Source organism: Mesorhizobium sp. EU05-FHT14A09, assembly GCF_058790995.1.
Map to the genome: position 1 here is coordinate 1,513,062 of NZ_JBYTDF010000001.1, position 23,102 is coordinate 1,536,163.

21 protein-coding genes are annotated in these 23,102 nt (G+C 62.5%); 16 read left to right on the plus strand and 5 right to left on the minus strand.

Annotated features, from left to right (window positions below; translation table 11 throughout):
• Window positions 1-253 precede the first annotated feature (253 nt).
• From AC3WTO_RS07115 to AC3WTO_RS07135, 5 genes are all read left to right on the plus strand, one after another.
• Window positions 254-2,029 (plus strand): glucan ABC transporter ATP-binding protein/ permease, encoded by a 1,776-nt coding sequence (locus tag AC3WTO_RS07115; protein ID WP_492459942.1) that lies wholly within the window; start codon window positions 254-256, stop codon window positions 2,027-2,029.
• A gap of 197 nt (window positions 2,030-2,226) precedes the next feature.
• Window positions 2,227-2,982 carry a heme ABC transporter permease gene (locus tag AC3WTO_RS07120; RefSeq protein WP_492459943.1) on the plus strand — a complete coding sequence of 252 codons (756 nt, stop codon included), beginning with the start codon at window positions 2,227-2,229 and terminating at the stop codon, window positions 2,980-2,982.
• A 235-nt stretch (window positions 2,983-3,217) separates the two neighbouring features.
• The gene (locus AC3WTO_RS07125; protein ID WP_492459944.1) at window positions 3,218-3,904 is read left to right on the plus strand and encodes a D-lyxose/D-mannose family sugar isomerase; all 687 of its coding nucleotides are present in this window, start codon (window positions 3,218-3,220) and stop codon (window positions 3,902-3,904) included.
• 190 nt (window positions 3,905-4,094) lie between these two features.
• Window positions 4,095-5,111, plus strand: coding sequence for a YeiH family protein (locus AC3WTO_RS07130; protein ID WP_492460059.1), 1,017 nt, complete (start codon window positions 4,095-4,097; stop codon window positions 5,109-5,111).
• Between the two features lie 136 nt (window positions 5,112-5,247).
• A complete protein-coding gene (locus tag AC3WTO_RS07135; RefSeq protein WP_492459945.1) occupies window positions 5,248-6,138 on the plus strand; it encodes a LysR family transcriptional regulator in 891 nt (296 codons plus the stop codon).
• 30 nt (window positions 6,139-6,168) lie between these two features.
• Here the strand turns inward: AC3WTO_RS07135 and AC3WTO_RS07140 are convergent, their stop codons facing one another.
• The 3 genes from AC3WTO_RS07140 to AC3WTO_RS07150 form a co-directional block, all read right to left on the minus strand.
• Window positions 6,169-7,590, minus strand: a complete 1,422-nt coding sequence (locus tag AC3WTO_RS07140) for a coniferyl aldehyde dehydrogenase (RefSeq protein ID WP_492459946.1) — start codon at window positions 7,588-7,590, stop codon at window positions 6,169-6,171.
• Window positions 7,591-7,785: 195 nt separating this feature from the next.
• Window positions 7,786-9,375, minus strand: a complete 1,590-nt coding sequence (locus tag AC3WTO_RS07145) for a GMC family oxidoreductase (RefSeq protein ID WP_492459947.1) — start codon at window positions 9,373-9,375, stop codon at window positions 7,786-7,788.
• A gap of 4 nt (window positions 9,376-9,379) precedes the next feature.
• On the minus strand, window positions 9,380-10,882 hold the full coding sequence (locus tag AC3WTO_RS07150; RefSeq protein WP_492459948.1) for an aldehyde dehydrogenase family protein: 1,503 nt from the start codon (window positions 10,880-10,882) through the stop codon (window positions 9,380-9,382).
• A gap of 196 nt (window positions 10,883-11,078) precedes the next feature.
• Between AC3WTO_RS07150 and AC3WTO_RS07155 the strand changes: the two genes are divergently transcribed.
• The 8 genes from AC3WTO_RS07155 to AC3WTO_RS07190 all read left to right on the plus strand — a co-directional run bounded on the left by AC3WTO_RS07155 (window position 11,079) and on the right by AC3WTO_RS07190 (window position 17,803).
• A complete protein-coding gene (locus tag AC3WTO_RS07155; protein ID WP_492459949.1) occupies window positions 11,079-11,867 on the plus strand; it encodes an SDR family NAD(P)-dependent oxidoreductase in 789 nt (262 codons plus the stop codon).
• A gap of 18 nt (window positions 11,868-11,885) precedes the next feature.
• Window positions 11,886-12,680 carry a MoaF C-terminal domain-containing protein gene (locus AC3WTO_RS07160; RefSeq protein ID WP_492459950.1) on the plus strand — a complete coding sequence of 265 codons (795 nt, stop codon included), beginning with the start codon at window positions 11,886-11,888 and terminating at the stop codon, window positions 12,678-12,680.
• A 14-nt stretch (window positions 12,681-12,694) separates the two neighbouring features.
• Entirely contained in the window at window positions 12,695-13,084 is a 390-nt protein-coding gene (locus AC3WTO_RS07165; protein WP_492459951.1) for a nuclear transport factor 2 family protein, read from the plus strand.
• Between the two features lie 60 nt (window positions 13,085-13,144).
• Entirely contained in the window at window positions 13,145-14,347 is a 1,203-nt protein-coding gene (locus tag AC3WTO_RS07170) for an amino acid ABC transporter substrate-binding protein (RefSeq protein WP_492459952.1), read from the plus strand.
• A gap of 142 nt (window positions 14,348-14,489) precedes the next feature.
• A complete protein-coding gene (locus AC3WTO_RS07175; protein ID WP_492459953.1) occupies window positions 14,490-15,227 on the plus strand; it encodes an ABC transporter ATP-binding protein in 738 nt (245 codons plus the stop codon).
• Window positions 15,220-15,933 carry an ABC transporter ATP-binding protein gene (locus AC3WTO_RS07180; RefSeq protein WP_492460060.1) on the plus strand — a complete coding sequence of 238 codons (714 nt, stop codon included), beginning with the start codon at window positions 15,220-15,222 and terminating at the stop codon, window positions 15,931-15,933. The genes AC3WTO_RS07175 and AC3WTO_RS07180 overlap by 8 nt, the downstream gene beginning before the upstream one ends.
• A complete protein-coding gene (locus tag AC3WTO_RS07185; protein WP_492459954.1) occupies window positions 15,933-16,823 on the plus strand; it encodes a branched-chain amino acid ABC transporter permease in 891 nt (296 codons plus the stop codon). The genes AC3WTO_RS07180 and AC3WTO_RS07185 overlap by 1 nt, the downstream gene beginning before the upstream one ends.
• Before the next feature lie 5 nt (window positions 16,824-16,828).
• Window positions 16,829-17,803, plus strand: a complete 975-nt coding sequence (locus tag AC3WTO_RS07190) for a branched-chain amino acid ABC transporter permease (RefSeq protein WP_492459955.1) — start codon at window positions 16,829-16,831, stop codon at window positions 17,801-17,803.
• 196 nt (window positions 17,804-17,999) lie between these two features.
• Here the strand turns inward: AC3WTO_RS07190 and AC3WTO_RS07195 are convergent, their stop codons facing one another.
• A complete protein-coding gene (locus AC3WTO_RS07195) occupies window positions 18,000-18,947 on the minus strand; it encodes a helix-turn-helix domain-containing protein (RefSeq protein WP_492459956.1) in 948 nt (315 codons plus the stop codon).
• Between the two features lie 255 nt (window positions 18,948-19,202).
• The gene (locus tag AC3WTO_RS07200; RefSeq protein ID WP_492459957.1) at window positions 19,203-19,976 is read right to left on the minus strand and encodes an IclR family transcriptional regulator; all 774 of its coding nucleotides are present in this window, start codon (window positions 19,974-19,976) and stop codon (window positions 19,203-19,205) included.
• A gap of 157 nt (window positions 19,977-20,133) precedes the next feature.
• On the opposite strand from AC3WTO_RS07200, the gene AC3WTO_RS07205 reads away from it, so the two are divergent.
• Genes AC3WTO_RS07205 through AC3WTO_RS07215 form a run of 3 tightly spaced genes read left to right on the plus strand, consistent with a single transcriptional unit; the run spans window position 20,134 to window position 23,099 of the window.
• Window positions 20,134-21,528 (plus strand): transaminase, encoded by a 1,395-nt coding sequence (locus AC3WTO_RS07205; RefSeq protein ID WP_492459958.1) that lies wholly within the window; start codon window positions 20,134-20,136, stop codon window positions 21,526-21,528.
• A 3-nt stretch (window positions 21,529-21,531) separates the two neighbouring features.
• Window positions 21,532-22,329: an SDR family oxidoreductase gene (locus AC3WTO_RS07210; RefSeq protein ID WP_492459959.1), complete on the plus strand. Its 798-nt coding sequence runs from the start codon at window positions 21,532-21,534 to the stop codon at window positions 22,327-22,329.
• On the plus strand, window positions 22,326-23,099 hold the full coding sequence (locus AC3WTO_RS07215; protein ID WP_492459960.1) for an SDR family NAD(P)-dependent oxidoreductase: 774 nt from the start codon (window positions 22,326-22,328) through the stop codon (window positions 23,097-23,099). Before AC3WTO_RS07210 ends, AC3WTO_RS07215 begins: the two co-directional genes overlap by 4 nt.
• Window positions 23,100-23,102 lie beyond the last annotated feature (3 nt).

The window sequence follows — 23,102 nt, forward strand, 5'->3', positions numbered from 1 at the left end:
CTCGCTGGCGGGCCTCCAATTGCCCAAAATTGCGGCAGCGGCGAGCATCTGCCGCAATTTTGCCGCAGGGTTGCGATTTCACCTTTTATCTCAAACCGTTACGCGATCACGGCAGATTTCTGCCCGTTGTCATGTTTTGTTCGTCGGAACGGAGCAGAAGGCATAGGCGGGCATTGTTTTGCCACCCATCTAGGGCTAGGTGTTCACCGCAATAATGCGGCGCACTATGGATCGTTACGCGGGAGTTATTGAGTTGTCCCTGCTGCAAATCTACTGGAGAGCGCTCGGCTACCTCACCGCCGACAAGAAGCGTCTCGTCCTGATCTGCATGGCGAACGTCATGCTCGCGATGGTCGCGGTTTACGAACCGATGCTGTTGGGCAAGGTCATCGGCGCGATCGCCGAGCGCACCAACCCGTTCAGCGAGCTGGTCATGTGGGCAGGCCTGGGCGCTTTCAATATCATCGCCGTCGTTCTCGTTGCCCGCGGTGCCGACCGCTTCGCTCACAAGCGTCGCTCGGAAGTGCTGTGCGAATCCTTCGAACGTGTCATCACCATGCCGCTCGCCTGGCACCAGCAGCGCGGCACCTCCAATTCGCTGCAGACGCTGCTGCGCGCGGTCGAATCTCTCTTCACGCTGTGGCTGGAATTCATGCGGCAGCACCTGTCGACTGTCGTCGCACTGGTGTTCCTGGTGCCGACGGCGATCAGCCTGGACGCTCGTATGTCCGCGGTTCTCCTGGTGCTCGGCGTGTTCTACTTCGCCATCGGCCGGCTGGTCATGCGCAAGACCAAGCAAGGTCAGGCCAATGTCGAGCGTCACTATCACACCGTTTTCGCTCACGTGACGGATTCCGTCAGCAACGTTGCGGTATTGCAGAGCTACAACCGTATCGGCCATGAGGCCGACGCGCTGAAGCGCTACATCAAGGATCTGCTCAACGCGCAGAACCCGGTTCTCGATTGGTGGGCCCTGGCCAGCGCGATGAACCGCTTGTCGTCCACGGTCTCGATGATGGTCGTGCTGATGATCGGTTCCTACCTGGTCATGCATGGCGAGCTGCGCATCAGCGACGTCGTCGCATTCACCGGTTTTGCCACGCTGCTGATCGGCCGTCTCGATCTGGTCTCGAATTTCGTGACACAGATTTCCGAAGCCCGTGCCAAGCTCGAGGAGTTCTACAAACTCGAAGAGGATTCCGCCGAAGCCGCCGAGCCGGAGGATCTGGGTGATCTCGGCAAGGTCAGCGGCCATATCCAGTTCGAGAATGTCAGCTTCAATTTCGCCAACTCCACGCAGGGCGTTGAAGACGTTTCCTTCGACGTGAAGGCCGGCCAGACGGTTGCGATCGTCGGCCCGACGGGTGCGGGCAAGACCACGCTCATCAACCTTCTGCAGCGCGTCCACACGCCGAGTGAAGGCCGAATCCTCATCGACGGTATTGATACCCGCACGGTGACCCGCAAGTCGCTGCGCCACTCTATTGCCACCGTTTTCCAGGATGCCGGCCTGCTCAACAGGTCGATCGAGGAGAACATCCGTGTCGGTCGTGACGGTGCTTCCAACGAGGAAGTGCATGCGGCAGCAAACGCTGCCGTGGCGCAGGACTTCATCCTGGCCAAGAGCGACGGCTACGACACAGTCGTCGGTGAGCGCGGCGGCCAGCTGTCGGGTGGCGAGCGCCAGCGTATCGCCATTGCCCGCGCCGTGCTGAAAGATGCGCCGATCCTTGTCCTCGACGAGGCGACCAGCGCGCTCGACGTCGAGACCGAAGGCCGGGTGAAGGGAGCCCTCGACGATCTGCGTCGCGGTCGCACCACCTTTGTCATCGCCCATCGCCTGACGACGGTGCGCGACGCCGACCAGGTCATCTTCATGGACAAGGGACGCATCGTCGAGATGGGCGGCTTCCAGGAACTGTCGATGCGCAATGGCCGCTTCGCTGCCTTGTTGCGTGCCGGTGGCCTGCTCGCTGACGAGGAAGGTCCGCGGCTAAGCATCGTGTCGGTGAACGGCGAAGCAGCCTGATCCTCGCAATCCGCATCGATTGTTCGCGACCCCATCCAACACCGCGTACCCCTGGAGCAATTCTGTCCGGAATTGCCTAACGTCAAAGAACTGGAGCGCTTCCGCGTTTCCGTGAAGAACGGAAACGCTCCAAAGTGCGCGGTGTTGTCCTTTCGGCACGGCTTCAAACCGCGGCCGAAAGGTTCTAAGAACACCATATGAGCGAAACGAGCACACGCCCCTCAAGCTGGGCAGACCTGGCCAACCCGACACGGTTCATGGCATTGGCCGACAGGCTGGTGCCCTGGTTGGCGGGTGTCGCGATGCTCGTTCTGGCTGTCGGTCTCTATATGAGTTTCGCCGCGCCGGAGGACTTCCAGCAAGGCATTACCGTCCGCATCATGTACATCCATGTGCCGTTCGCCTGGCTCTCCATGATGTGCTACTCGCTGATGGCTGTTTCGGCGATCGGGACGCTGGTTTGGCGCCATCCGCTGGCGGATGTGTCGCTGAAGGCCGCAGCGCCCATCGGTGCGGTGTTCACTGCCCTGGCACTGATCACCGGTTCGATCTGGGGCAAGCCGATGTGGGGGACATGGTGGGTATGGGATGCCCGCCTGACGTCGGTTTTTGTGCTGTTCCTGATGTATCTCGGCATCATCGCGCTGACCCGGGCACTGGACGACGCCGCGCGCGCGGCCTGGGCCGCCGCCATCATCACGCTTGTCGGCTTCATCAACATCCCGATCATCAAGTTTTCGGTCGAATGGTGGAACACGCTGCATCAGCCTGCTTCGGTGTTTCGGCTGGACGGACCAACGATTGATCCCAGTCTCTTGTGGCCACTTCTGATAATGGCCATCGGCTTCACAGTTCTGTTCTTTGCCTTGCACATGATGGCGATGCGCACGGAAATCCGCCGCCGCCGCGTGATCGCCATGCGCCGGATGGCGGCGCGTCGTGCCGACGCCTGACGGCTAGCGCATGACCCCGAAAATCGGAATCGATTTTCGGAAAGGATCATGCGCAAAATCAAAGTGCTAGAGCGACCTTTGCGCGTCCAAAGGGACGCGCGGCGCTCTAGGCAGCTCATCGACAGCTGGCGGACGTTGCGCTATGCGAAATGCGTGAGGCAGGTTCCGCAAAAGTGTCCCGCGGTTTTGCGACGAGAACCTGCCAAACGATAACTGCTTTCACAGGATCGTCCTCATGAAACGTTCGACCGTCAACGCTATCATCCGTGAGGGCGATGCCTTCATCCGTTCCTTCGGCTATGTCATGCCGCCATTCGCCTATTGGACACCTGAGGATATGAAGTCGCGTCGCGGTACATCCGCGGGCGTGTTCGATTCCCGTCTCGGCTGGGACATCACCGACTATGGCCAGGGCAAGTTCGACGAGCTCGGCCTCTTCCTGTTCACTGTGCGCAACGGCCGCTTCGAGGACATGAAGAAGGGCGCGGGCATGCTCTATGCCGAGAAGATCATGATCACGCGCAAGGACCAGCTGTCGCCGATGCACCGGCATGTGATCAAGGCTGAAGACATCATCAACCGCGGCGGCGGCAAGCTGGTGCTGGAACTGTTCACGCCCGATGCTGAAGGTGGCATCGACCCCAAGGCCGAAGTCTCGGTTCCGGTCGATGGAACCATCCGCAAACTGCCGGCGGGCGGTCTGCTCAAGCTCGATCCGGGTGAGAGCGTGACATTGCTGCCGGGCGTCTGGCACGCCTTCTGGGCCGAAGGCAAGGATGTGCTGATCGGCGAAGTGTCGACGGTCAACGATGATCTCACCGACAACATTTTCCGTGAGCCGATCGGCCGTTTCTCCGACATCGAGGAAGACGAAGCGCCGCTGCATCTGCTGGTGTCCGACTACGAACGCTGGGTCGGTTGACCCAGCCCGCGAGAACCGCGACGGCTGAGCCGCCTCGTTTTATCGCCCTGGGCGTGCTGGTCGCGAGACCGTTCGTTTGAATCGAACGATTTGACACGTATAATGCGTTGGATCGGCGAATGAGAGAATGGCATTCCAATTCCGCTTGGAATTGGAGAATGCCGTGTCTGCCGTCTCGTTTGATCGCCCGATTGTCCAGCACGCCAAAACTGGCGGGCCCACGACCGTCGACAAAGCCACAATCTGGCCGGGAATCGTGCTCGCGACGATTGTCGCTGCATCGGCTTTTTCGATCCGCGAGTTGCCCGGGCTCGGCATTTTCAGCCCGATGATCCTGGCAGTCATCGTCGGTATCATCTTTGCAAATCTGGTCGGCCTGCCGGCGAACACCCGTGCCGGCATCGCCTTCTGTCAGCGCACGCTGCTTCGCCTCGCCATCGTGCTGCTCGGCTTCCAGCTGACCGTCACGCAGCTGGCGGCGATCGGGATGACCGGTGTCGCGATCGTCGCGCTGTCGCTGCTGGCGACCTTCTGTTTTACGCTTGGTCTTGGCAAACTGCTTGGCGTCGAGCGCAAGCTGGCCGAACTGATCGCTGCCGGAACTTCGATCTGCGGCGCTTCCGCCGTGGTGGCGACCAACGCGGTGACCGGCGCCAGCGACGAGGACGTCGCTTATGCCGTTGCATCGGTCACGCTGTTCGGCACCATCGCGATGCTCGGCTACCCGCTTCTGGCCACCGCCGCAGGGTTGGATCAGCATGGCTTCGGCCTGTGGGCCGGCGCCTCCATTCACGAGATCGCGCAGGTCATCGGCGCCGGTTTCCAGGTCGGTCCGCAGGCTGGCGAAATCAGCACCATTGCCAAGCTGGCGCGGGTAGCGTTGCTGGCGCCCATGGTGATCGCGCTTGGGATCATGGCTGCGCGGGGCAGGGCGACCGAAAAGACCGCGAAGCCGCCGATACCCTGGTTCGTCTTCGCCTTTGTCGCCGTGGTTGCCTTGAACAGCACGGTCGATGTGCCGGTTGAGGCCAAGTCCCTCATCGTTTTTGCCACCACTTTCATGCTCTCGGTCGGTCTGGCTGCGATGGGGCTGCAGACGCATATCGGCAAGATACGTTCACGCGGTCTTCGCCCCTTGCTGCTTGCGCTTTCGGCATTTGTCTTTATCGCTTGCTTCAGCCTGCTGCTGGTCAAGCTGGTGGGCTAGCGCATCGCCCCGCGCATCCTTTCGGACGCGCAAAGGTCGCTCTAACACTTTGAGTTGGCGCATGACGGGTGCCGCATGCCACCCTCCTTTCCGAAAATCGATTCCGATTTTCTGGGTCATGCGCTAAGGAGCCTGCATGACGCTGGAGCAGTTGCGCATTTTCGTTGCCGTCGCCGAGCGCGAGCATGTGACCAATGCGGCGCGGGATCTCAATCTGACACAGTCGGCCACCAGTGCGGCGGTGGCCGCGTTGGAAGCTCGCTATGCCACGAAGCTGTTCGATCGTGTCGGTCGCCGCATCGCGCTCACCGACGCCGGGCGCCTTTTCCTGGTCGAGGCAAAAGCAGTGCTGGCACGCTCGGCGGCAGCCGAACTGGTGCTTGCAGACCTCGCGGGATTGAAGGTCGGCTCCCTGGGGCTCGCTGCCAGCCAGACGGTCGGCAACTACTGGCTGCCACGTTTCATCCATGCTTTTCGTTCGCAACATGGCGGGATTGCCGTTTCACTCACCATGGGCAACACCGAAACGGTCGCGGCCCAGGTTCGCGACGGCGAAGCCAACCTCGGTTTTGTCGAGGGTGAAGTAGACGAGCCGACGCTGGCCGTGACCACCGTGGCCGAGGACGAGATGGTGCTGCTGGCGCCGCCCGACCATCCCTGGGGTCGGTCTGGCAGGGGCGCCAAACCTTCGTTGGCCACCGCAAGCTGGATCCTGCGCGAAAGCGGTTCCGGCACGCGCTCGACCCTGGCGGCCATGCTGCGTCAGGAAGGACTCTCCGAGAGCGAGATCGATATCGGGCTGGTGCTGCCGACCAATGAAGCCGTGCGGACAGCGGTTGCGGCCGGGGCGGGGGTCACCGTGATGTCTCGGCTCGTCGCCGCCAACGCGCTTGCCGCCGGTAACCTGATCGCGATCGACTGTCCGGTGCCGCGCCGCAAATTCTTCATGCTTCGTCACAAGGAGCGCTACGCGACGGCAGCAGAGACGGAGTTCATGCGGCTTATCGGCGAAGGTCCGAAAGGGTAGCTGCTGCGAACGACAGCGCCCGTCCGCTGCTCAGGTCACCAGTCTGAGCATTTTCAGCACACGCTCGAACATGGCGCCGTAGGGAGGATGCAGCAATGCGCCGCCGTTGAAGCGTGATTGCAGGAATACGGGCTTTTCCTTGCTGAAGGTACGGAAGCCCCATTCGCCGTGATAGGCGCCGGTACCGCTGGCGCCGACGCCGCCGAAAGGTTGCCGCTCCTGGGCAATGTGCAACAGGCAATCATTGATTGTGACACCACCGGCGATGGTTTCGTGCAGCACGCGTTCGCGCGCCGATGAATCGGTGCCGAACCAGTAGAGCGCCAGCGGCCGGTCATGCCGGTTCACGTAGCCGATCGCTTCATCCAGCGACGCATATTCGAGAACCGGCAACACCGGGCCAAAAATTTCCTCGCGCATCAACCGGCTGTCTTCCGGCGCATTCTGCACCAAGGTCGGGGCGACCTTGCGGCCTTCGGCAGGAAGTGTCTCCTTGGCAGGGTTGATTTCGGTCACGACCGCGCCACCCGCAGCGGCTTCCTCGACCAGGCTTTTCAGCCGCTGGTAATGGCGGTCGGAGACGATCGAACTGTAGTCGGCATTGGTCTTCAGCGATGGGTAGAGTTTCGCCACGGCCTCGGAAAATTTCTTCGTCAATGCCGCGGCCTGGCCTTGCGGCACCATCACATAGTCCGGCGCGATGCAGGTCTGGCCGGCGTTGAGCAGCTTGCCGAAGACAAGGCTGCGCACGGCCGCGTCCATGTCGCAGGACGGATCGAGGATGGCCGGCGACTTGCCGCCCAGTTCCAGCGTCACCGGGGTCAGGTTGGCGGCGGCGGCAAGCGCCACCTGGCGGCCAACCGCTGTCGAGCCCGTGAAGATCAGGTGATCGAAAGGCAGCGACACGAAGGCCTTGCCGATCTCGGCATCGCCGGTGACCACGTCGACTTCTTCCGGTGCAAAATGTTCCGCTACGAGATCGGCCAGCAGTGCCGAAAAACGAGGGGTCAGTTCCGAGGGTTTCATCAACACCCGGTTGCCGGCTGCAAGTGCTGCCGTCGCCGGCGCGACCGCGAGCTGGAACGGATAGTTCCACGGCGAAACGATGCCGACCACACCGAGAGGCTGTGGCACGAGGCGGTTCTTCCCCGGCAGGAAAGGCAGGCTCGTGGCGACGCTGCGGGCACGCATCCAGGAGCCGACATGCGAGAGCGCATGATTGATGCCGGCGCGCACCACGAACAGTTCGGCGAAGCGTGTTTCATGCGCCGACCGGCTGCCGAAGTCAGCGTCGATTGCTTCGCAGATCGCTTTTTCGTGATCTTCGGTCAGTGCCCGCAGGCGCTTCAGACGATCCTTGCGGACGGCAAGGGACGGAAACGGTTCGGCCGCGAAGGCGCGTCGCTGCATGTCGAAGCGCTCGCGCAGCAAATCGGGTTTGACATGCAGCATGGTCGGCTCCACCCCTGCTTGATCGTTTTAGCCATAAGGCCCCGTTTGGCCCAAAGGCAGTGCAACGCAAAAGCACGCTGCGCACCGGAATGTTCCGTACGCGTAAGGGAATGGAACTCCTGATTTGGCCGAGCGTCAACAGCTTTGTGACCAGCCGTGGATGCCGGTACGGAAGCTTTGCGCTCATCCAATCGGTCAGGTCGCCGCCAGGATGAAGTCGGCGCACCGGTTCGCGATCATGATCGTCGGCGCGTTGGTGTTGCCGCTGATCAGGCGCGGCATGACCGACGCATCGCAGATGCGCAAGCGAGGCACGCCGCGCACGCGCAACTGTGTGTCGACCACCGCCGACTCGTCCGTTCCCATCCGGCAGGTGCCGACCGGGTGGTAGACGGTCTTGGCTGTCTGCATGATGTGATCGACGATCTTGTCCTCCGACAGGTCGGCCGCGCCTCCGGGTTTCAGCTCTTCGCGGATCACCGCCTGCAGCGCGGGCTGACGCAGGATGTTGCGCGCCACCTTCACGCCTTCGACAAGCAGCTTCAGGTCGTCGGGTTCCGACAGGAATCCCGTGGTGAAACGGATCGGATCGTTCGGATCGCGTGAACGCAGTTCCACCTTGCCGCGCGACTTGGGGCGCAACACGCAAGGATTCAGCTCCATGCCATGCTCAGCCACCGAGCCATGCACGGCGTTTTCGATCATCACCGGCAGCACATGGAACTGGATGTCCGGTCGCCCATCGCCGTCGGTGTCGAAGAAGCCACCACTCTCCACGACATTCGAGGTGAGCAGGCCTGTACCGAACAGCACATATTGCAGCCCATGGCGCAGCGCCTTGAGCCCCTTGTCCTGGCCGAGCAACGAGATCGGCTCACGCGTCGCGGCATAGACCGGTGTCGCGACATGATCCTGCAGGTCTTTGCCAACGCCGACCATGTCGCGGATGACCGGAATGCCCAGTTCCGCAAGATGCGCCGAAGGACCCAGTCCGGACAGCATCATGATCTTCGGCGTCGCGAGGGCGCCCGCCGCCAGGATCACCTCCTCCCTGGCCGCGGCTTGCACGACACGACCGTCGGCAGTGGTGTAGGAGAGCCCGCTTGCCGCACCATTTTCCAGCGTCAGCGTGTTCACCTGCGCGTCGGTGACGACGGTCAGGTTCGGATTGCCGGCCAGCGGTTTCAGGAACACCGTCGCCGCGGATTGGCGCACCCCGTCTAGTGTGGTGAGCTGATAGAAACCCACGCCTTCCTGGCGTTCGCCATTGAAGTCGTCATTGTAGCGATAACCGGCCTGCTGCGCGGCCTTCACATAGGCAAGCGAGAGCGGGTGCTTGTGACGCGCGTCCGATACGGGCAGGGGCCCGCTCGTGCCGTGATAGGTGCCGTCCAGCCGCTCATTGCGTTCCAGGCGCTTGAACGCCGGCAGCACCTCGTCCCACCCCCAGCCCGGACAGCCGAGGTCACGCCAGGTGTCGTAGTCTTCGTGCTGGCCTCGGATGTAAAGCATGCCGTTGATCGACGAGCCGCCGCCCAGGGTGCGTCCCTGCGGAATCGGCAGCCGTCGCCCGCCGACATTCGTCTCCGGCTCGGACTCGTAGATGAAGCTGCGTTTGGTGCCGATCACCTTGGCGAAGGTCGCCGGCATGTGGATGAACTTGTCGTTGTCACGCGGCCCGGCTTCCAGCAGCAGGACGCGCTTGCCGGCTGTCACCAGCCGGTTCGCGACAGTGCAGCCGGCAGAACCGGCGCCGGCGACGATGTAGTCGAAGATTTCCGTCATTGGCTCAGGCGTACCGCATGATGACGGTCTTGGTTTCCAGATAGCTCTCCAGTGCTGCCTTGCCGTGCTCGCGACCGATCCCGGATTGCTTGAAACCGCCGAATGGCGCGGCCGGATCCAGCGTGTTGTGCGAATTCACCCAAACCGTGCCGGCCTTCAGACCGTGCGCGGCCTTCATCGCCTTGCCGAGATCACGCGTCCAGACCGATGCCGAAAGGCCATAGCGCGTGTCGTTGGCGAGCCGGATCGCCTCGTCGAGATCCGCGACAGGCATCGCGGCGACAACCGGGCCAAACACCTCTTCGCGCACGATCTCGGCATCGAGCTTCACATTGTGCAGGATGGTCGGCGCGATGTAGTGGCCCTTGGCTGGAACCGCGCGATCGCCACTGACGCGTTCGCCGCCGGCGGCCAACGCCCGGTCGAGGTAGCCGAGCACGCTTTGCTTGTGCTTGGCCGAGACAACCGGATTGATCTGCGCGCCTTCGTCACGTCCGGCGCCGAGCGTCATGCCGTCGGCGATTTCGGCAAGTCTCGCCAGCGTCCGGTCGTAGATCGACTTCTCGATCAGGATGCGTGCGGCCGACGTACAGACCTGACCCTGGTTGAAGAACATGCCGAGGCCAGCGAGCAGGGGCTCGATGCCGTCTTCCATGTCGGACAGCAGGATCATCGGCGATTTCGAGCCCAGCTCCAGCGTGAAGCGGGCGACACGATCGACGGCAGCATGGCCGACACGCTTGCCGACCTCGGTCGAGCCCGTGAATGTCAGCTTGTCGACGCCGGGGTGCCGGATCAGCGCTTCACCCGTCACGGAACCCGAGCCGGTGACGACGTTGACTACGCCGGCCGGGAAGCCAACCGCTTCGATCAGCTCGGCAAGCCTCAGCAGGCCGAGCGGAGTTTCCTGCGGTGGCTTGATGACGATGGTGCAGCCGGCGGCGAGTGCCGGCGCGATTTTCCACACGCCAATCATCAGCGGGAAGTTCCACGGCACGATGGCGCCGACGACCCCGACGGGCTCCATGACCGTCATGGCATGGTGCTTGGCTCCGGGCGGAACCGGAATGGAGACATTGATCGTCGCGCCTTCGATCTTGGTCGCCCATCCGGCATAGTAGCGCAGCCAGTTCGCCGAACCGCCGGCCGACAGCATCTTGGCGACGCCGAGCGACTTGCCGTTCTCGATGCTTTCGATTTCGGCGAGCAGATCCGCATCCGCTTCGACGGCGTCGGCGAGTTTCAGCATCAGCCGCTCGCGTTCGACCGGCGCCATCGAGCCCCATGGGCCTTCAAGTGCGGCACGTGCGGCCTTCACTGCCTGGTCGACGATTTCAGCGCCGCTTTCAGGCACGCGTGCAACGATCTCGCCCGTTGCCGAGTCATCAACCGGCAATGCGCCGCCCTGGTCGATATCGACAAAGCGCCCCCCGATGAAAGGGCGATGCGTGCGAGCAAGGAATGCCGATGCCGCGGCACTGATCGGGGGGGCAACTCTCTCGTTCATCAAATCCTCCTGCCGGCCACTTGGCCGTGTGCCGAGGGGTAGGAGGACGGCGCGCGCGCTTCAAGGCGAAGACCGGCCAAGTGCACGTTCAGTCAAAACAAAGTTCCCGCTCGGACAAGACGTTATGCCCAACTGCATCGCACTATCGGTACATACGAACGGGCCAGACTCGGCGGCTCGCGAACATGGGGTAACGATGAGATTTTCCGGAAAGACCGCATTCATTACCGGCGGTGGTACAGGTATCGGTGCAGCTGTCGCCAGGCGTATGGCCAAGGACGGCGCCAACATCGTCCTGATGGGGCGGCGGCGCGAACCGCTGGAGGCCGTGGCAACCGACACCAATGCATTGATCGTGCAGGGTGACGCCGCCGATGCCGGTGCCGTACGCGCCGCGCTCAAGGAGGTCCATGCCAAGTTCGGCCTCGTTGACATCCTGATCGCCAATGCCGGTGGCCACGGTGTCGGTCCCACGATTTCGATGAGCGACGAGACATGGGCGCTGTCGACCCGAACCAATCTCGACACCACCTTCGTCTGTGCCCGCGAAATCCTGCCCGACCTGATTTCCCAGCGTGGCAACATCGTGGTGGTCGCCTCGATCGCCGGCCTGTTCGCTGGCCCGGCCGCCGCAGGTTACGTGACCATGAAACATGCCTGTGTCGGGCTCGGCAAATCGCTGGCGCGCGACTATGGCCGCCGCGGCGTGCGCACCAACACCATCTGCCCGGGCTGGGTGGCTACCGCCATGGCGGACGAGCAGATGCAGGTCGTCGTCGAGAAGCACGGTCTCGCCAGCGTCGACGAAGCCTACAAGCTCGTCACCAAGGACGTGCCGCTCGGCCGACCCGCAACACCGGAAGAGGTCTCCAACGTCATCTGCTTTGTCGCCTCCGAAGAGGCCGCGATGATGAATGGTTCGATCCTGACCGTCGATGGCGGCGCCACGGTGGTGGACCTGCCAACCCTAGCCTTTGTCGATTGAGCGTTCGAGGACCTTGCAATGAATGACGTGAACAGACCGGCCGACTGGAAGCATTTCGATGATTTCGCTGCCGGCATCGCAACCAACAGGCTGCCCACGACCGGAGCGCTGGCTGGCCAGACCTTCAAGATCACGCTGAACAGCGGCCGCCAGATCGATCTGGCTTTCACGTCGGCGGACACCGTTGCCTGGAGCGAGGGCAGGGATGCCGGCGTCGACTGGTACGAGGCGCTGGAAGTCGCCGCCGATACGGTCTTCATCAACATGACGTTCGCGGCGCGTCCAACCGAAGACGAAGCCTTTATCGTCAACACCCGCACCCGTCGCGTGCTTTCGGTGCGCGAAAGAGTGAGGGAGGGAGGCGAGGCGCCTGGCGAGCCACGCGTTGCACAAACATGGCTAGCCGGTGTGCTCGGCGATCCTTCGGTTGCGCCGACGGGCATCGAACCCGCACCGTCGCGTGATCTCGTCGGCCTGACCGCCCATTACGAATACAGCCCCAATCACGTCTACGAGCACATCTATCTGTCATCACAGCGTTACGCCTGGCAGAATCTGGTCGGCGTACAGCGCGGCCATGGCGACGTCGACCTGGCGACGACCTGGAAGTTCGCAGAGGGGCAATACATCTTTGGTTTCCGCGAATTCATCATCCCGGTGGCGTCGCTGTTCTTCTACAACTGGGAAGACATGCGCTCGACGGGCAAGTTCCTCGGCGTGATCTCGACCGGCGCCATCGAAAACAAGCCAGCCGGCGCTTTCATCACCAAGAAATCGACAATCGACTACGGAAAGGGACCGGCGCCGGTTTGAGCGCGGGCAAAGCCATGAGCAAGAACTACGAAGCGATCAAGGCGCACTACGCCGGCTCCGACAACAAGGATCTGGCGGCGATGATGGCGCCGATCACCGACCGCACCGCCTGGACCGAGATGGCAGGCTTTCCTTACGCCGGCACCTATGTCGGGACCGTTGCCATCATCGAAGGCGTGTTCAAGCGCATCGGCGATGAATGGGAAGGTTACACCTTCTCGCTGGAGCGGCTGGTCGACGGCGGTTCAACCATCCTCGGCATCGGTACCTATTCCGGCACCTACAAGCGCACCGGCAAGCCGATGAAGGCGCGTGTCGTCCACGTCTGGGACGTTGAGGACGGCAAGGTGCTGCGGTTCGAGCAGTTCACCGACACCAAGCTGGTCGCGCAGGCGACCGGCTGACCATCTGGGGCATGCCCGACCGGCTTCCGGCGGGAGTGGAATTGGGAGGAGAACATGGGAATGAGCCTGAAAGGAATGCTGGCGGCGCTCGCGCTGTCCACGGTGTTGACCGGCGGTGCGACCGTCGTTGCCAATGCAGCCGGCGACGAGATCGTCATCGGCGCGCCGGTCTCGCTGACCGGGCCCTTCGCCGGTGACGGCAAGGAACAGGAATGGGCCTACAAGCAGGCCGTCGCCGACATCAACAAGGCCGGCGGCATCATGGTCAAGGAAGCCGGCAAGAAGCTTCCGGTCAGGCTGGTCATCGCCGACGACGAAAGCACGGAAGCCAAGGTCGCTTCGGCGATCGAGAACCTGGTCAAGGTGCAGAAGGTCGACATCCTGCTTTCGACTCACTCCGGCCCGCTCAATGTCGCCGGTGCCATCGTCGCCGAGAAGTACAAGAAATTCTACATGATCACGGCGGCTTTCCCGTTCGAGTGGCAGCCGCTCAAGATGAAATATTCGGCGTTGTTCTTCTTCCACCCTGGTCCGGGTGCCGAAGTGCCATTCGAAATCTGGCAGAAGCTGCCGGAGAACGAGCGTCCGAAGCGTCCGGCTCTGGTCACGGAAGATTCGCCAGACGGCAAGGGCTTCGGCGGTGCATTCGAGGCCGCAGCCAAGAAGTATGGCTACACCTTCGCTTTCAACGATCCGTGGGCGACGGGCTCGACCGACTATTCGGCGATGATCACCAAGCTGAAGGCCGCCGATGCCGATGCCATGCTGGTGTTCGGCTCTCCAGCAGACACCGTCACGCTGATCCGCCAGATGAAGGAACTCGGCTTCAGCGTTCCATATTTCCACGGTTGGAAGGGCACCTGGACCGGCGAATTCCATGACGCGCTGGGCAAGGATTCCAACTACGTGCTGACCGACGGTTTCTGGTCGGCCAGCTATCCTTACAACGGCGCCAAGGAATTGGGTGAGCGCTACGAGGCCGAATACAAGAAGGATTCGGTCACCGTCGGTGCCTTCTACGCCAACGCCCAGGTGCTGTTCCAGGCCATCGAACGCGCCGGCTCGACCGACGCTGCCGCAGTGCATGACGCCATCTACAACCAGGAATTCAAGGATACCGTGGTTGGTCCGCTGAAGTTCGACGAGACCGGCTTTGCGCTGATCCCGTCTGTTGCCACGCAGTGGTGGGAAGGCAAGCATCAGCTGCTGTTCCCGAATGGGACCTGGACCTACAAGCCAGCTCCCGCCTGGGACAAGCGCTAAACGTTGGGGGTGCCGTCGGGACGACGTCTGGCCTCGTGCCAGCGCCGTCCCGTCGTGCCCGCAGTCACCGCGCCGTGGTTGTGGCCACATAAACTCCACGCAGTCTTTCCCTGAAGCCAGCGGGCAAAGGAACCGAACAAGCATGCAGCCAGACGAAACCGTGCTCAGCCTGGAGGCGGTGACCAAACGTTTCGGTGGCCTCGTGGTGCTGGATGGCATTGATCTGGTCGTCGGCCGGGGCGAGCTGGTTGGACTGATCGGCCCGAACGGCGCCGGAAAGTCCACGCTTTTCAACGTCATGACGGCGATCTACGCGCCAACGCGCGGCAAAGTCCGCTTCAAAGGCAAGGACATCACCGGCGCGGCGCCGCACCTCATCTGCCGGCATGGCATCGCCCGCACGTTCCAGCTGGTGCGCACCTTCCTCACCATGACTGCCTTTGAGAATGTCATGGTCGGCGCCGTCTACGGTTCCGGCGGGCGGGTACGGCACGCAAGGGAGGCGGCCGAAGCCGCACTCGATCTGGTCGGCCTCGGCGCAAAGCGCGATGTGACGACGGCGCATATGACCTTGTCCGACCGCCGGCTGCTGGAAATAGCACGCGCGGTGGCTTCGGAACCATCGCTTCTGCTGCTCGATGAGCCGATGGCCGGGCTCAACCCGACCGAAATCAGGCAGATGGTCGACGTCATCCGCCGAACACGCTCCGAAAAGGGCATTTCCATCCTGTGGGTGGAGCACAAGGTGGATGCCATCATGAAGGTGTGCAGCCGCGTCGTCGTGCTCGACCACGGCGTCAAGATCGCCGACGGCACACCCGCCGAAATCGTCGCCAACCGCAAAGTCATCGAGGCCTATCTTGGCGAACCGGCTGCTTGAAGTAACAGATCTCGAAGTCGCCTATGGCGACGTGCGCGCGCTCTGGGGCGTGTCGATCCATGTCGATGCGGGCTCCGTGGTCGCCATTGTCGGCGCCAACGGTGCCGGCAAGACCACGCTGCTGAGAGCCATTTCCGGACTTGTCCCCGCCAAGCGCGGCGAGATCAAGCTCTCCGGCACATCCCTGGTTGGCCGTCTTCCGGAAGACATCGCCCGCCTGGGCATCGCCCATGTGCCCGAGGGGCGCGGGCTGTTTCGCCAGATGACCGTTCTGGAGAACCTGGAACTGGGCGCCTTCCAGCCCAAGGCACGGGCGAACATGAAGCGTGCGCTCGAGAAGGCCTATGACCTGTTTCCGCGCCTGAAGGAGAGGACCAGCCAGAAGGCGGGTTCGTTGTCGGGCGGCGAACAGCAGATGCTGGCGATTGCACGCGCCACCATGTCCGAACCGTCGCTGCTCATCCTCGACGAGCCCTCCATCGGCCTGTCGCCTCTGGTGGTGCAGCAGATGTTCCAGCTGATCGAGGCGCTGCACAAGCAAGGCGTCACCATCCTGCTGGTCGAGCAGAACATCCACCAGGCGCTGAAGATCGCCGACTACGCTTTCGTGCTGAAGACCGGCGAACTTGCCATGCAAGGCACGGGCGCCGAGCTCATCGCCGATCCCGAAGTCCAGAAAGCCTATATGGGCGTATTGGAGCTGTGATGACATTGCCATCGCCGGAGATCCTGCTGCAGCTTTCCATCAACGGCGCGCTCGGTGGCGCCATGTATGGTGTGGCCGCCGTCGGACTGAGCCTCATTTTTGGTACCATGCGCCTGATCTTCCTGGCGCAGGGCGCCATGATCATCCTGGCCGCCTATGTGGTGCGCGCGCTGTTCCAGCACCTCGGCATCGACCCATTCCTGTCACTGCTCATCATGGTGCCGGTCGGTCTGGTCGCTGGCTGGCTGATCTATCAGGGCTTGTTCCGCAAGGCGGCCGCCGAGGAGGATCGCAACATCTCGTTGCTGATCGCTGTCGGCGTCATGTTCCTGGTGCAGAACCTGATGACCGTCATTTGGGGCGGCAACACCGCTGCGGTGGTCACCAGCTACACCGCGAGCGGCATCGAACTGCTCGGCGTGCGTGCCTCCTTCACCCGCTCCATGGGCTTCCTGATCGCGCTCGCAGGTACCGCGCTGGTTGTGCTGTTCCTGCGCAAGACCCTGGTCGGCAAGGCGGTGAGGGCGGCTTCCGAGGATATGACAGCGGCAACGCTGATGGGCATCAGCCCGCATAAAGTGAATGCGATCGCCTTCGCGATCGGCATCGCGCTGGCCGGCGCCGCAGGCGTTGCCGTGGCGACCACCTTTCCGTTCAATCCATTCGCCGGCTTCATCTTCAGCCTCAAGGCGCTGGTGGCGTTGGCGCTTGGCGGCATCGGCAATGTCGCGGGCGCGCTGGCCGGTGGCATTATCCTTGGCCTTATCGAGGCTTACACGCAGTTCTTCATCTCAGGTGGCTGGACCAACGCCATCGCCTACGGCGTCTTCCTGGCTGTCTTGATGTTCAAGCCGGAAGGACTGTTCAGCCGGCCCTACAAGAAGGCATGACCGCCATGGCCAATATATCGTGGAAATGGGCGGCAGCGCTCCTCACCGTCATCCTCGCTCTGGTGCCATTCTGGCCGGGGGCGATCGACAGCTACCTGTTCTCCTTCCTGTTCTTCGTCTTCATCTATGCGGTGATGGCGCAGGGCTGGAACCTGGTTGCCGGTTTCGGTGGCCAGATCAGCCTCGGTTCGCACGCCTTCTTCGGGCTCGGCGCCTATACGACGGCGATCCTGTGGAGCGGCAACTACCTCTGGGGCTCGCTCTACGAGACCTTTCCGCGCATCTATTATTTCGATCCCGTCACCATGGTGCTGAGCGGTCTGGTCGCCGCACTGGCGGCCGCGCTGATCGGCCTGCCGCTGCTCTCCAAGCTGCGCGGCGACTATTTCGCCCTTGGCACGCTGGGTTTCGGCGAGATCCTCAAGGTGATCTTCGTCAATGGCGGCGACTTCACCGGCGGTGCTTTTGGCGTGATTGCGCCCTCCAGCACCTTCGAGACGCTGATGCCGCACTACTGGACCGGCCTGGGTCTGACGGTCGGCACCGCAGTTGCGATCGGCTGGCTGATGCGCTCGCGCTACGGCCTGGCGCTGATTGCCGTGCGCGATGACGAGATGGCTGCATCCGCCAACGGCATCAACACGCTGAAGGTCAAGGTTGCCGCCTTCGCCGGCAGTGCCTTCATCGCCGGTCTCGCCGGCAGTCTCTACAGCTACTACATCTTCCATGTCGGGCCGGATTCCGTCTTCAACCTCGACTGGATGCTGCTGCCGCTGATGATGACGGTGGTCGGTGGCACTGGCACCATCCTCGGGCCGATCCTTGGCGCTTTCATCATGTATGCGGTGTTCGACATCGCCCGCATCTTCGTGCCGGACTATCACCCCATCATCTCGGGGCTCACAATCATCCTGGCGATGCTGTTCCTGCCGAAAGGCCTCGCACGCAAGATCCTGCCGATGTCGATGGCACGCAATTAGAACAGGGCAGTGCGGCTTTCCGACCGCTACAACGTCAAAACAAAATCAGAGCGGCTCGCCGAATGGGAGCCGCTCTGAACATTTTCGTCGCTACGTGGAATGCGAGGCGTTTCACTCGATCAGACGCTGGTTCTGCTGTGACAGCGTCGGCGCGATCATAGATGCGATTGCCTTCCCGAGAGAGAAGGCAACGTCGTCAGTGCAGCCGGCTGAGAACGGTGTCGCGCAGTTCGCGTGGCGAAACTTCATACTTGGCCTTGAAGGCACGTGAGAAGTGCGCGCTCGAATTGAAGCCGCAGGCAAAGGCGATCTCGGAGATCGACGCGCCGTTGCCCGCCATCAGCGCCTCGCGGCTGCGCTCCAGCCGGCGATCCCACACAAAACGCTCCAGCGTGATGTCCTCGCCTTCGAACGCCCGGTGCAGATAGCGGCGCGAACAGCCCATGTGGCGGGCGATCTCATCGGCGGAGAGGTCGCTGCGCGACAGGTTGGCGTCGATGTAAGCGACGATGCGTTCGCGCAACGCTTCCAGCGGTGAACGGCGCAGCTCGGCAAGCTGAGGCTTGGAGCAGATCAGTCCGTTGACGAGCTGGATAAGGCTTTCCCCGACGCGTCGGCAATTGGCTTCGTCCAGCCTGCGGCCATCGTCGATGGCCATGCGCATCAGCCCGGATACGATGTGTGTCAGGCTGTCTTCATCACCCGGCAAGGGCAGGGGCGCTGCCAGCCGGGCCAGCGTATCGTCGCTGAAGGTGGACCGTGGCACCTGCAGGATGAGCTGGTCGACGCCGGTCAGGTTTTGCAGGGAATAGCTGCGCACCGGATCATAGATGATGGCCGAGCGCGGATTGAGATCGACGGCCACGGATTGCTGCTCGAAGTGGCTGCGGCCTGCGACCTGCACAAGGATCTTGATGGCATCGGGATCGAAACTGCGCCAATGCGCACGGTCGTTGACCACGACATGCGCCTTTGCGCGGATTTCAGACAGTCGGCAAGGGCCGAGATTGACCGAAAGCAGCTTGGGGATCGATTCGACCGAACCACGCTCAAAACGCTGGGTGATCGGCCCGAACAGAATACGGGACGTGGACAGAAAAGCCTCGCCGTCGGCGATGCTGACATGTCGGGCGGCATGCTGCATGGGTTCCTCCTCGGTGGCGCCTCCCGTCTTGGTGCGGGCTGGCATGACAACGCCGCTGTTAGCGCGTGACATATTTTGAAACGGAACTTAACACGCTAATCATTCTTTTCGCAACGCTCATGCAAGCTGTCGCGAGCGAGCCGGTCAAGCGAAATCAGCGCTTGTCTCTCACCTTACTGTCATCGGTATTCGAGCGCTGGAAAAGACAAGCCGACGGAAGGGTTCGGATGCCGGCGGCGACGCCTGCTCGATCGGTCAGCCCGGCATCCGTCCTGCCGGCTCGACCGCCTCGCCGATCAACTGCTTCGTAATCTGCCGAGCTGCCTCGATCACCATGGCACCTTGCGCCGCCGCCACCGCGTCATCGGCGCGCGAAACCGGCGATGCGATCGCCACAGTGCCGATCGGATAGCCGTCCGAACCGAGAACAGGAGCGGCCACTGAATGCACGCCTTCTTCGTAACCCTGCGCGCTGCGCGAGTAGCCGCGCCTGGCTGCCACTTGCACTGCCTGCCGCAACTTCTCCGCATCGGTCATGGTGTGAGGGGTGAACGCGGTGAGTGGCGTTTCCAGACAATCGCGTCGGATCTCGTCACGCGCGAAGGCGAGCAGTGCGATACCCGACGCGGTGCCATGCAGCGGCAGAATCTGGCCGACATTGACGTTGACGCGGTTGGCTTTGCTCGACAGGTCGACATGAATGGTGAGCAGGGCGCCGGCGCTGTATTCGGAAAGATGAACGGTCTCGCCGGTTTGCTGAGACAGCTCGCGCAGAATGGGCACGGCTACTGCCACCAGCGGCAGCTGCGCATCGCGGATCCGGGCAAGCCGCGTCAGCCCGGCTCCCAGCCGGTAGCGGCGGCTTGCCTGCTCCTGTTCCACGAGACGGTGTGCGGCCAGCGCCACCAGCAGGCGCCGTGCCGTCGCCTTGTCGAGATCAGCTTTTCTGGCGAGGTCAGAAAGGCCGATTTCCGGCTCTTCCAGCGTGAACAGTTCCAGCAGCGAAATGGCTTTGCGCACAGTGCTCATTATCAGACTTCAAAACGATACTTAGCGTGTGAATTAACTTGACAGCAGCCAACCAAGCTTGCAGTCTGCATGCAACAAATAAAACGACGGTTCAAATAATGAACCGGATGGGAATTGTAGCCATGCCTCAACGGCATGTACAGGGAGATTTCAAAGCTTGACGCTTGCTGCACCAACAGACCGCAATACGGCGACCATCGCGGAATTGCTCGACCAGGAGCAGGAGCGCTTCCGGCTTACCCATCCGCGTTCGGCGGAAGCCTGGGAAGAAGGGCAGCGCCATTTCCTCTACGGAGGTCCTTCGCATTGGATGCGGCGCTGGGCGGGTGGTTTTCCGGTCTATGCGGCGGAAGCCACGGGCGCGCATATCCGCGATATCGACGGCCATGATTATGTCGACTTCGCGCTCGGTGACACCGGCGGCATGTGCGGTCATGCACCGGAAGCGGTGACACGCGCCGCGGTGCGCCAGCTGCAGAACGGCACCACGATGATGCTGCCGACCGAGGACAGTCTTTGGGTTGGTGCCGAGCTGGCTCGTCGCTTCGGTCTGCCTTACTGGACGCTGACCACATCGGCCACCGATGCCAATCGCGGTGCCATCCGCATCGCCCGCATGATCACGGGTCGGCCAAAAGTTCTGGTCTTCTCCGGCTGTTATCACGGCGGCGTCGAGGAGGCGCATGTCGAGATCCGCGACGGTCGTGTCGGCCTGCGCAACATGATCCACCCCAACGGCGTCGACCATTCGACGGTGTCGCGGGTAGTCGAGTTCAACGATGTCGAGGCGCTGGAGCAGGCACTTTCAGCCGGCGACGTCGCCTGCGTGCTGACCGAGCCGCTGATGACCAATTTCGGCATGATCCCGGTCGCCGAAGGTTTTCACAAGGCGTTGCGCGACATCACACGGCGCACCGGCACCGTTCTGATCATCGACGAAACGCATACGATTTCGAGCGGTCCTGGCGGCTACACCAGCCAGCGCGGCCTGGAGCCGGATATTCTCGTTGCCGGCAAGGCAATCGCTGGCGGTATTCCTGCCGGTGTCTTCGGCGTGTCGCAGGAAATCGCCGAGCGGCTGTGGGCGATCGTGCCCAAGGTCAATCCGCGTGTGCGCCAGTCCGCGCATCTTGGCATCGGCGGCACGCTGGCCGGCAACGCACTGACGATCGCGACCATGCGTGCGGTGCTGGAAGACGTTCTGACGCCTGCCAATTTCGAGCTGATGACCGCCAATGCGACCCGCCTTGCCGAAGGCGCGCTCAAGATCATCAAGACGCGGGGATTGCCCTGGCATGTCACCCAGATCGGCGCCCGTGCCGAGATCATGTTCATGCCGAAGCCACCGCGCAACGGCGCCGACGTGATCGCCAGCCGGCGTGGCGACCTCGAGACGCTGCTGCACGCCTACTACATGAACGAAGGCATATTGGTGACGCCGTTCCACACCATGTTCCTGATGTGTCCGGCGACGACTACCGAGCAGGTCGATCGTCACACGGAAGTGTTCGGGCGTTTCGTCGATCTTCTTGCCAATGCCGGAGTGTCCTGAGCGATGGGCACGCCGGGCTTCGATCTGACCGGACGGGTTGCCCTGGTGACAGGAGGCGGACGCGGCATCGGCGCGGCGATCGCCACGCGTTTTGCCGAAGCCGGTGCTTCCGTCGTCATCGCCAACCGGACGTTCGACGTCGCGGAAGCGCTCGCAATCGAGTTGGCAACGCGCAACCTGTCGGCTCGGGCCGTGCCGCTACCAGGTCTTGGGCGTTCTGAACTGCACGAGGTCGTCGACAATGCCGCTTCGAAAGCGGGGCGGCTCGACATCGTCGTGCACAATGCCGGCGGCTGCCCCTGGGCGTCGATCGATGATTTGGACGAAGACAAGCTTGAGCAGGCACTGTCTTTGAACCTCAAGGCCTGTTTCTGGCTGGCGCAGGCGGCGGCACCGGCCATGCGCAGGCAGAATTTCGGCCGCATCCTGGTGACTTCGTCGGTCTCGGCGCGAGTTGCCATGGCTGGCGGGGCGCATTACTCGGCGGCCAAGGCCGGCGTCAATGCCTTCATTCGCGGTGCTGCTTTCGAGTATGCCCGCGATGGTATCACCGTGAACGGGGTCGAACCGGGCTTCATCGCCAAGGATCGCGGCTCGATGAGCAAACCCGAAGTGGCGAACAGGCTCAGCCAGTTCATTCCCCTAGGGCACTACGGCGAAGCCGACGATATCGCCTTTGCCATGCTTTACTTGGCGTCGCCTGAGGCCAAGTACACCACGGGTCAGACCATCGTCGTCGATGGCGGTTCGACGCTGCCCGAAACCGGATACGCCGTAGAAAATCACTGGGGGCTGTCGTGAGCGGGCGTTTGCACGGGCGCAAGGCGCTTGTCACGGGCGCCGCAACAGGCATGGGGCGTGCGACGGCCGAGCTTTTCAGCCGGCATGGCGCTGAAATCATCCTGTTCGGGCTGGGTGGCGCGGCGCTCGACGATGCGGCCAAGGCTACTGGCGGCAAGGCCGTGCACGGCGACATCACCGACACAGCCGATGTGAAACGCGCCATCGACGCGTGCGGCAGTCAGGTCGACATCGTCGTCAATGCGGCCGGACTGTTGATCCCGGATGAGCCGGAGACGGTTTCCAACGACGTCTGGGAGAAGACTTTTGCCGTCAATGTGACCGGTACGATGATGGTGTGCCGGGCGGCGATACCACTTCTGAAGAAGAAGGGTGGGGCGGTGGTAAACATCGCTTCGGTCGGCGCGTTTAATGCGAGCGCGCAGAATGCTGCCTATTCGGCGAGCAAGGCGGCACTGGTTTCTTACACACGGTCGCTCGCTTACGCGCACGGCCCCGACGGTATCCGCGCCAACGCGCTGGCGCCCGGCTGGGTGCGCACGCCGATGAGCGAGGAAGAAATGGAGGTTGCGGCGGCAGCCAATGGCTCGTCGCCGGAGCAGGAGTTCGCGGCCTTGACTGGCCGCATTGCGCTGCGGCGGATCGCAGATCCGGCCGAGATTGCATCCTGCTGTCTGTTTCTGGCGTCCGACGAGGCGTCGTTTGTGACCGGCTCTGTGCTGGTTGCCGATGGTGGAGGACGGGCACCGACCCAGAACAGGGCGGTGTGAGGA

Excerpts from the sequence above, each read along its gene's own strand:
- AC3WTO_RS07135 (WP_492459945.1), top strand. The coding sequence starts at position 5,248 with ATGACGCTGGAGCAGTTGCGCATTTTCGTTGCCGTCGCCGAGCGCGAG.
- AC3WTO_RS07145 (WP_492459947.1), bottom strand. The coding sequence starts at position 9,375 with ATGACGGAAATCTTCGACTACATCGTCGCCGGCGCCGGTTCTGCCGGC.
- AC3WTO_RS07160 (WP_492459950.1), top strand. The coding sequence starts at position 11,886 with ATGAATGACGTGAACAGACCGGCCGACTGGAAGCATTTCGATGATTTC.
- AC3WTO_RS07150 (WP_492459948.1), bottom strand. The coding sequence starts at position 10,882 with ATGAACGAGAGAGTTGCCCCCCCGATCAGTGCCGCGGCATCGGCATTC.
- AC3WTO_RS07155 (WP_492459949.1), top strand. The coding sequence starts at position 11,079 with ATGAGATTTTCCGGAAAGACCGCATTCATTACCGGCGGTGGTACAGGT.
- AC3WTO_RS07140 (WP_492459946.1), bottom strand. The coding sequence starts at position 7,590 with ATGCTGCATGTCAAACCCGATTTGCTGCGCGAGCGCTTCGACATGCAG.
- AC3WTO_RS07165 (WP_492459951.1), top strand. The coding sequence starts at position 12,695 with ATGAGCAAGAACTACGAAGCGATCAAGGCGCACTACGCCGGCTCCGAC.
- AC3WTO_RS07120 (WP_492459943.1), top strand. The coding sequence starts at position 2,227 with ATGAGCGAAACGAGCACACGCCCCTCAAGCTGGGCAGACCTGGCCAAC.
- AC3WTO_RS07195 (WP_492459956.1), bottom strand. The coding sequence starts at position 18,947 with ATGCAGCATGCCGCCCGACATGTCAGCATCGCCGACGGCGAGGCTTTT.
- AC3WTO_RS07185 (WP_492459954.1), top strand. The coding sequence starts at position 15,933 with ATGACATTGCCATCGCCGGAGATCCTGCTGCAGCTTTCCATCAACGGC.
- AC3WTO_RS07125 (WP_492459944.1), top strand. The coding sequence starts at position 3,218 with ATGAAACGTTCGACCGTCAACGCTATCATCCGTGAGGGCGATGCCTTC.
- AC3WTO_RS07200 (WP_492459957.1), bottom strand. The coding sequence starts at position 19,976 with ATGAGCACTGTGCGCAAAGCCATTTCGCTGCTGGAACTGTTCACGCTG.
- AC3WTO_RS07210 (WP_492459959.1), top strand. The coding sequence starts at position 21,532 with ATGGGCACGCCGGGCTTCGATCTGACCGGACGGGTTGCCCTGGTGACA.
- AC3WTO_RS07170 (WP_492459952.1), top strand. The coding sequence starts at position 13,145 with ATGAGCCTGAAAGGAATGCTGGCGGCGCTCGCGCTGTCCACGGTGTTG.
- AC3WTO_RS07175 (WP_492459953.1), top strand. The coding sequence starts at position 14,490 with ATGCAGCCAGACGAAACCGTGCTCAGCCTGGAGGCGGTGACCAAACGT.
- AC3WTO_RS07190 (WP_492459955.1), top strand. The coding sequence starts at position 16,829 with ATGGCCAATATATCGTGGAAATGGGCGGCAGCGCTCCTCACCGTCATC.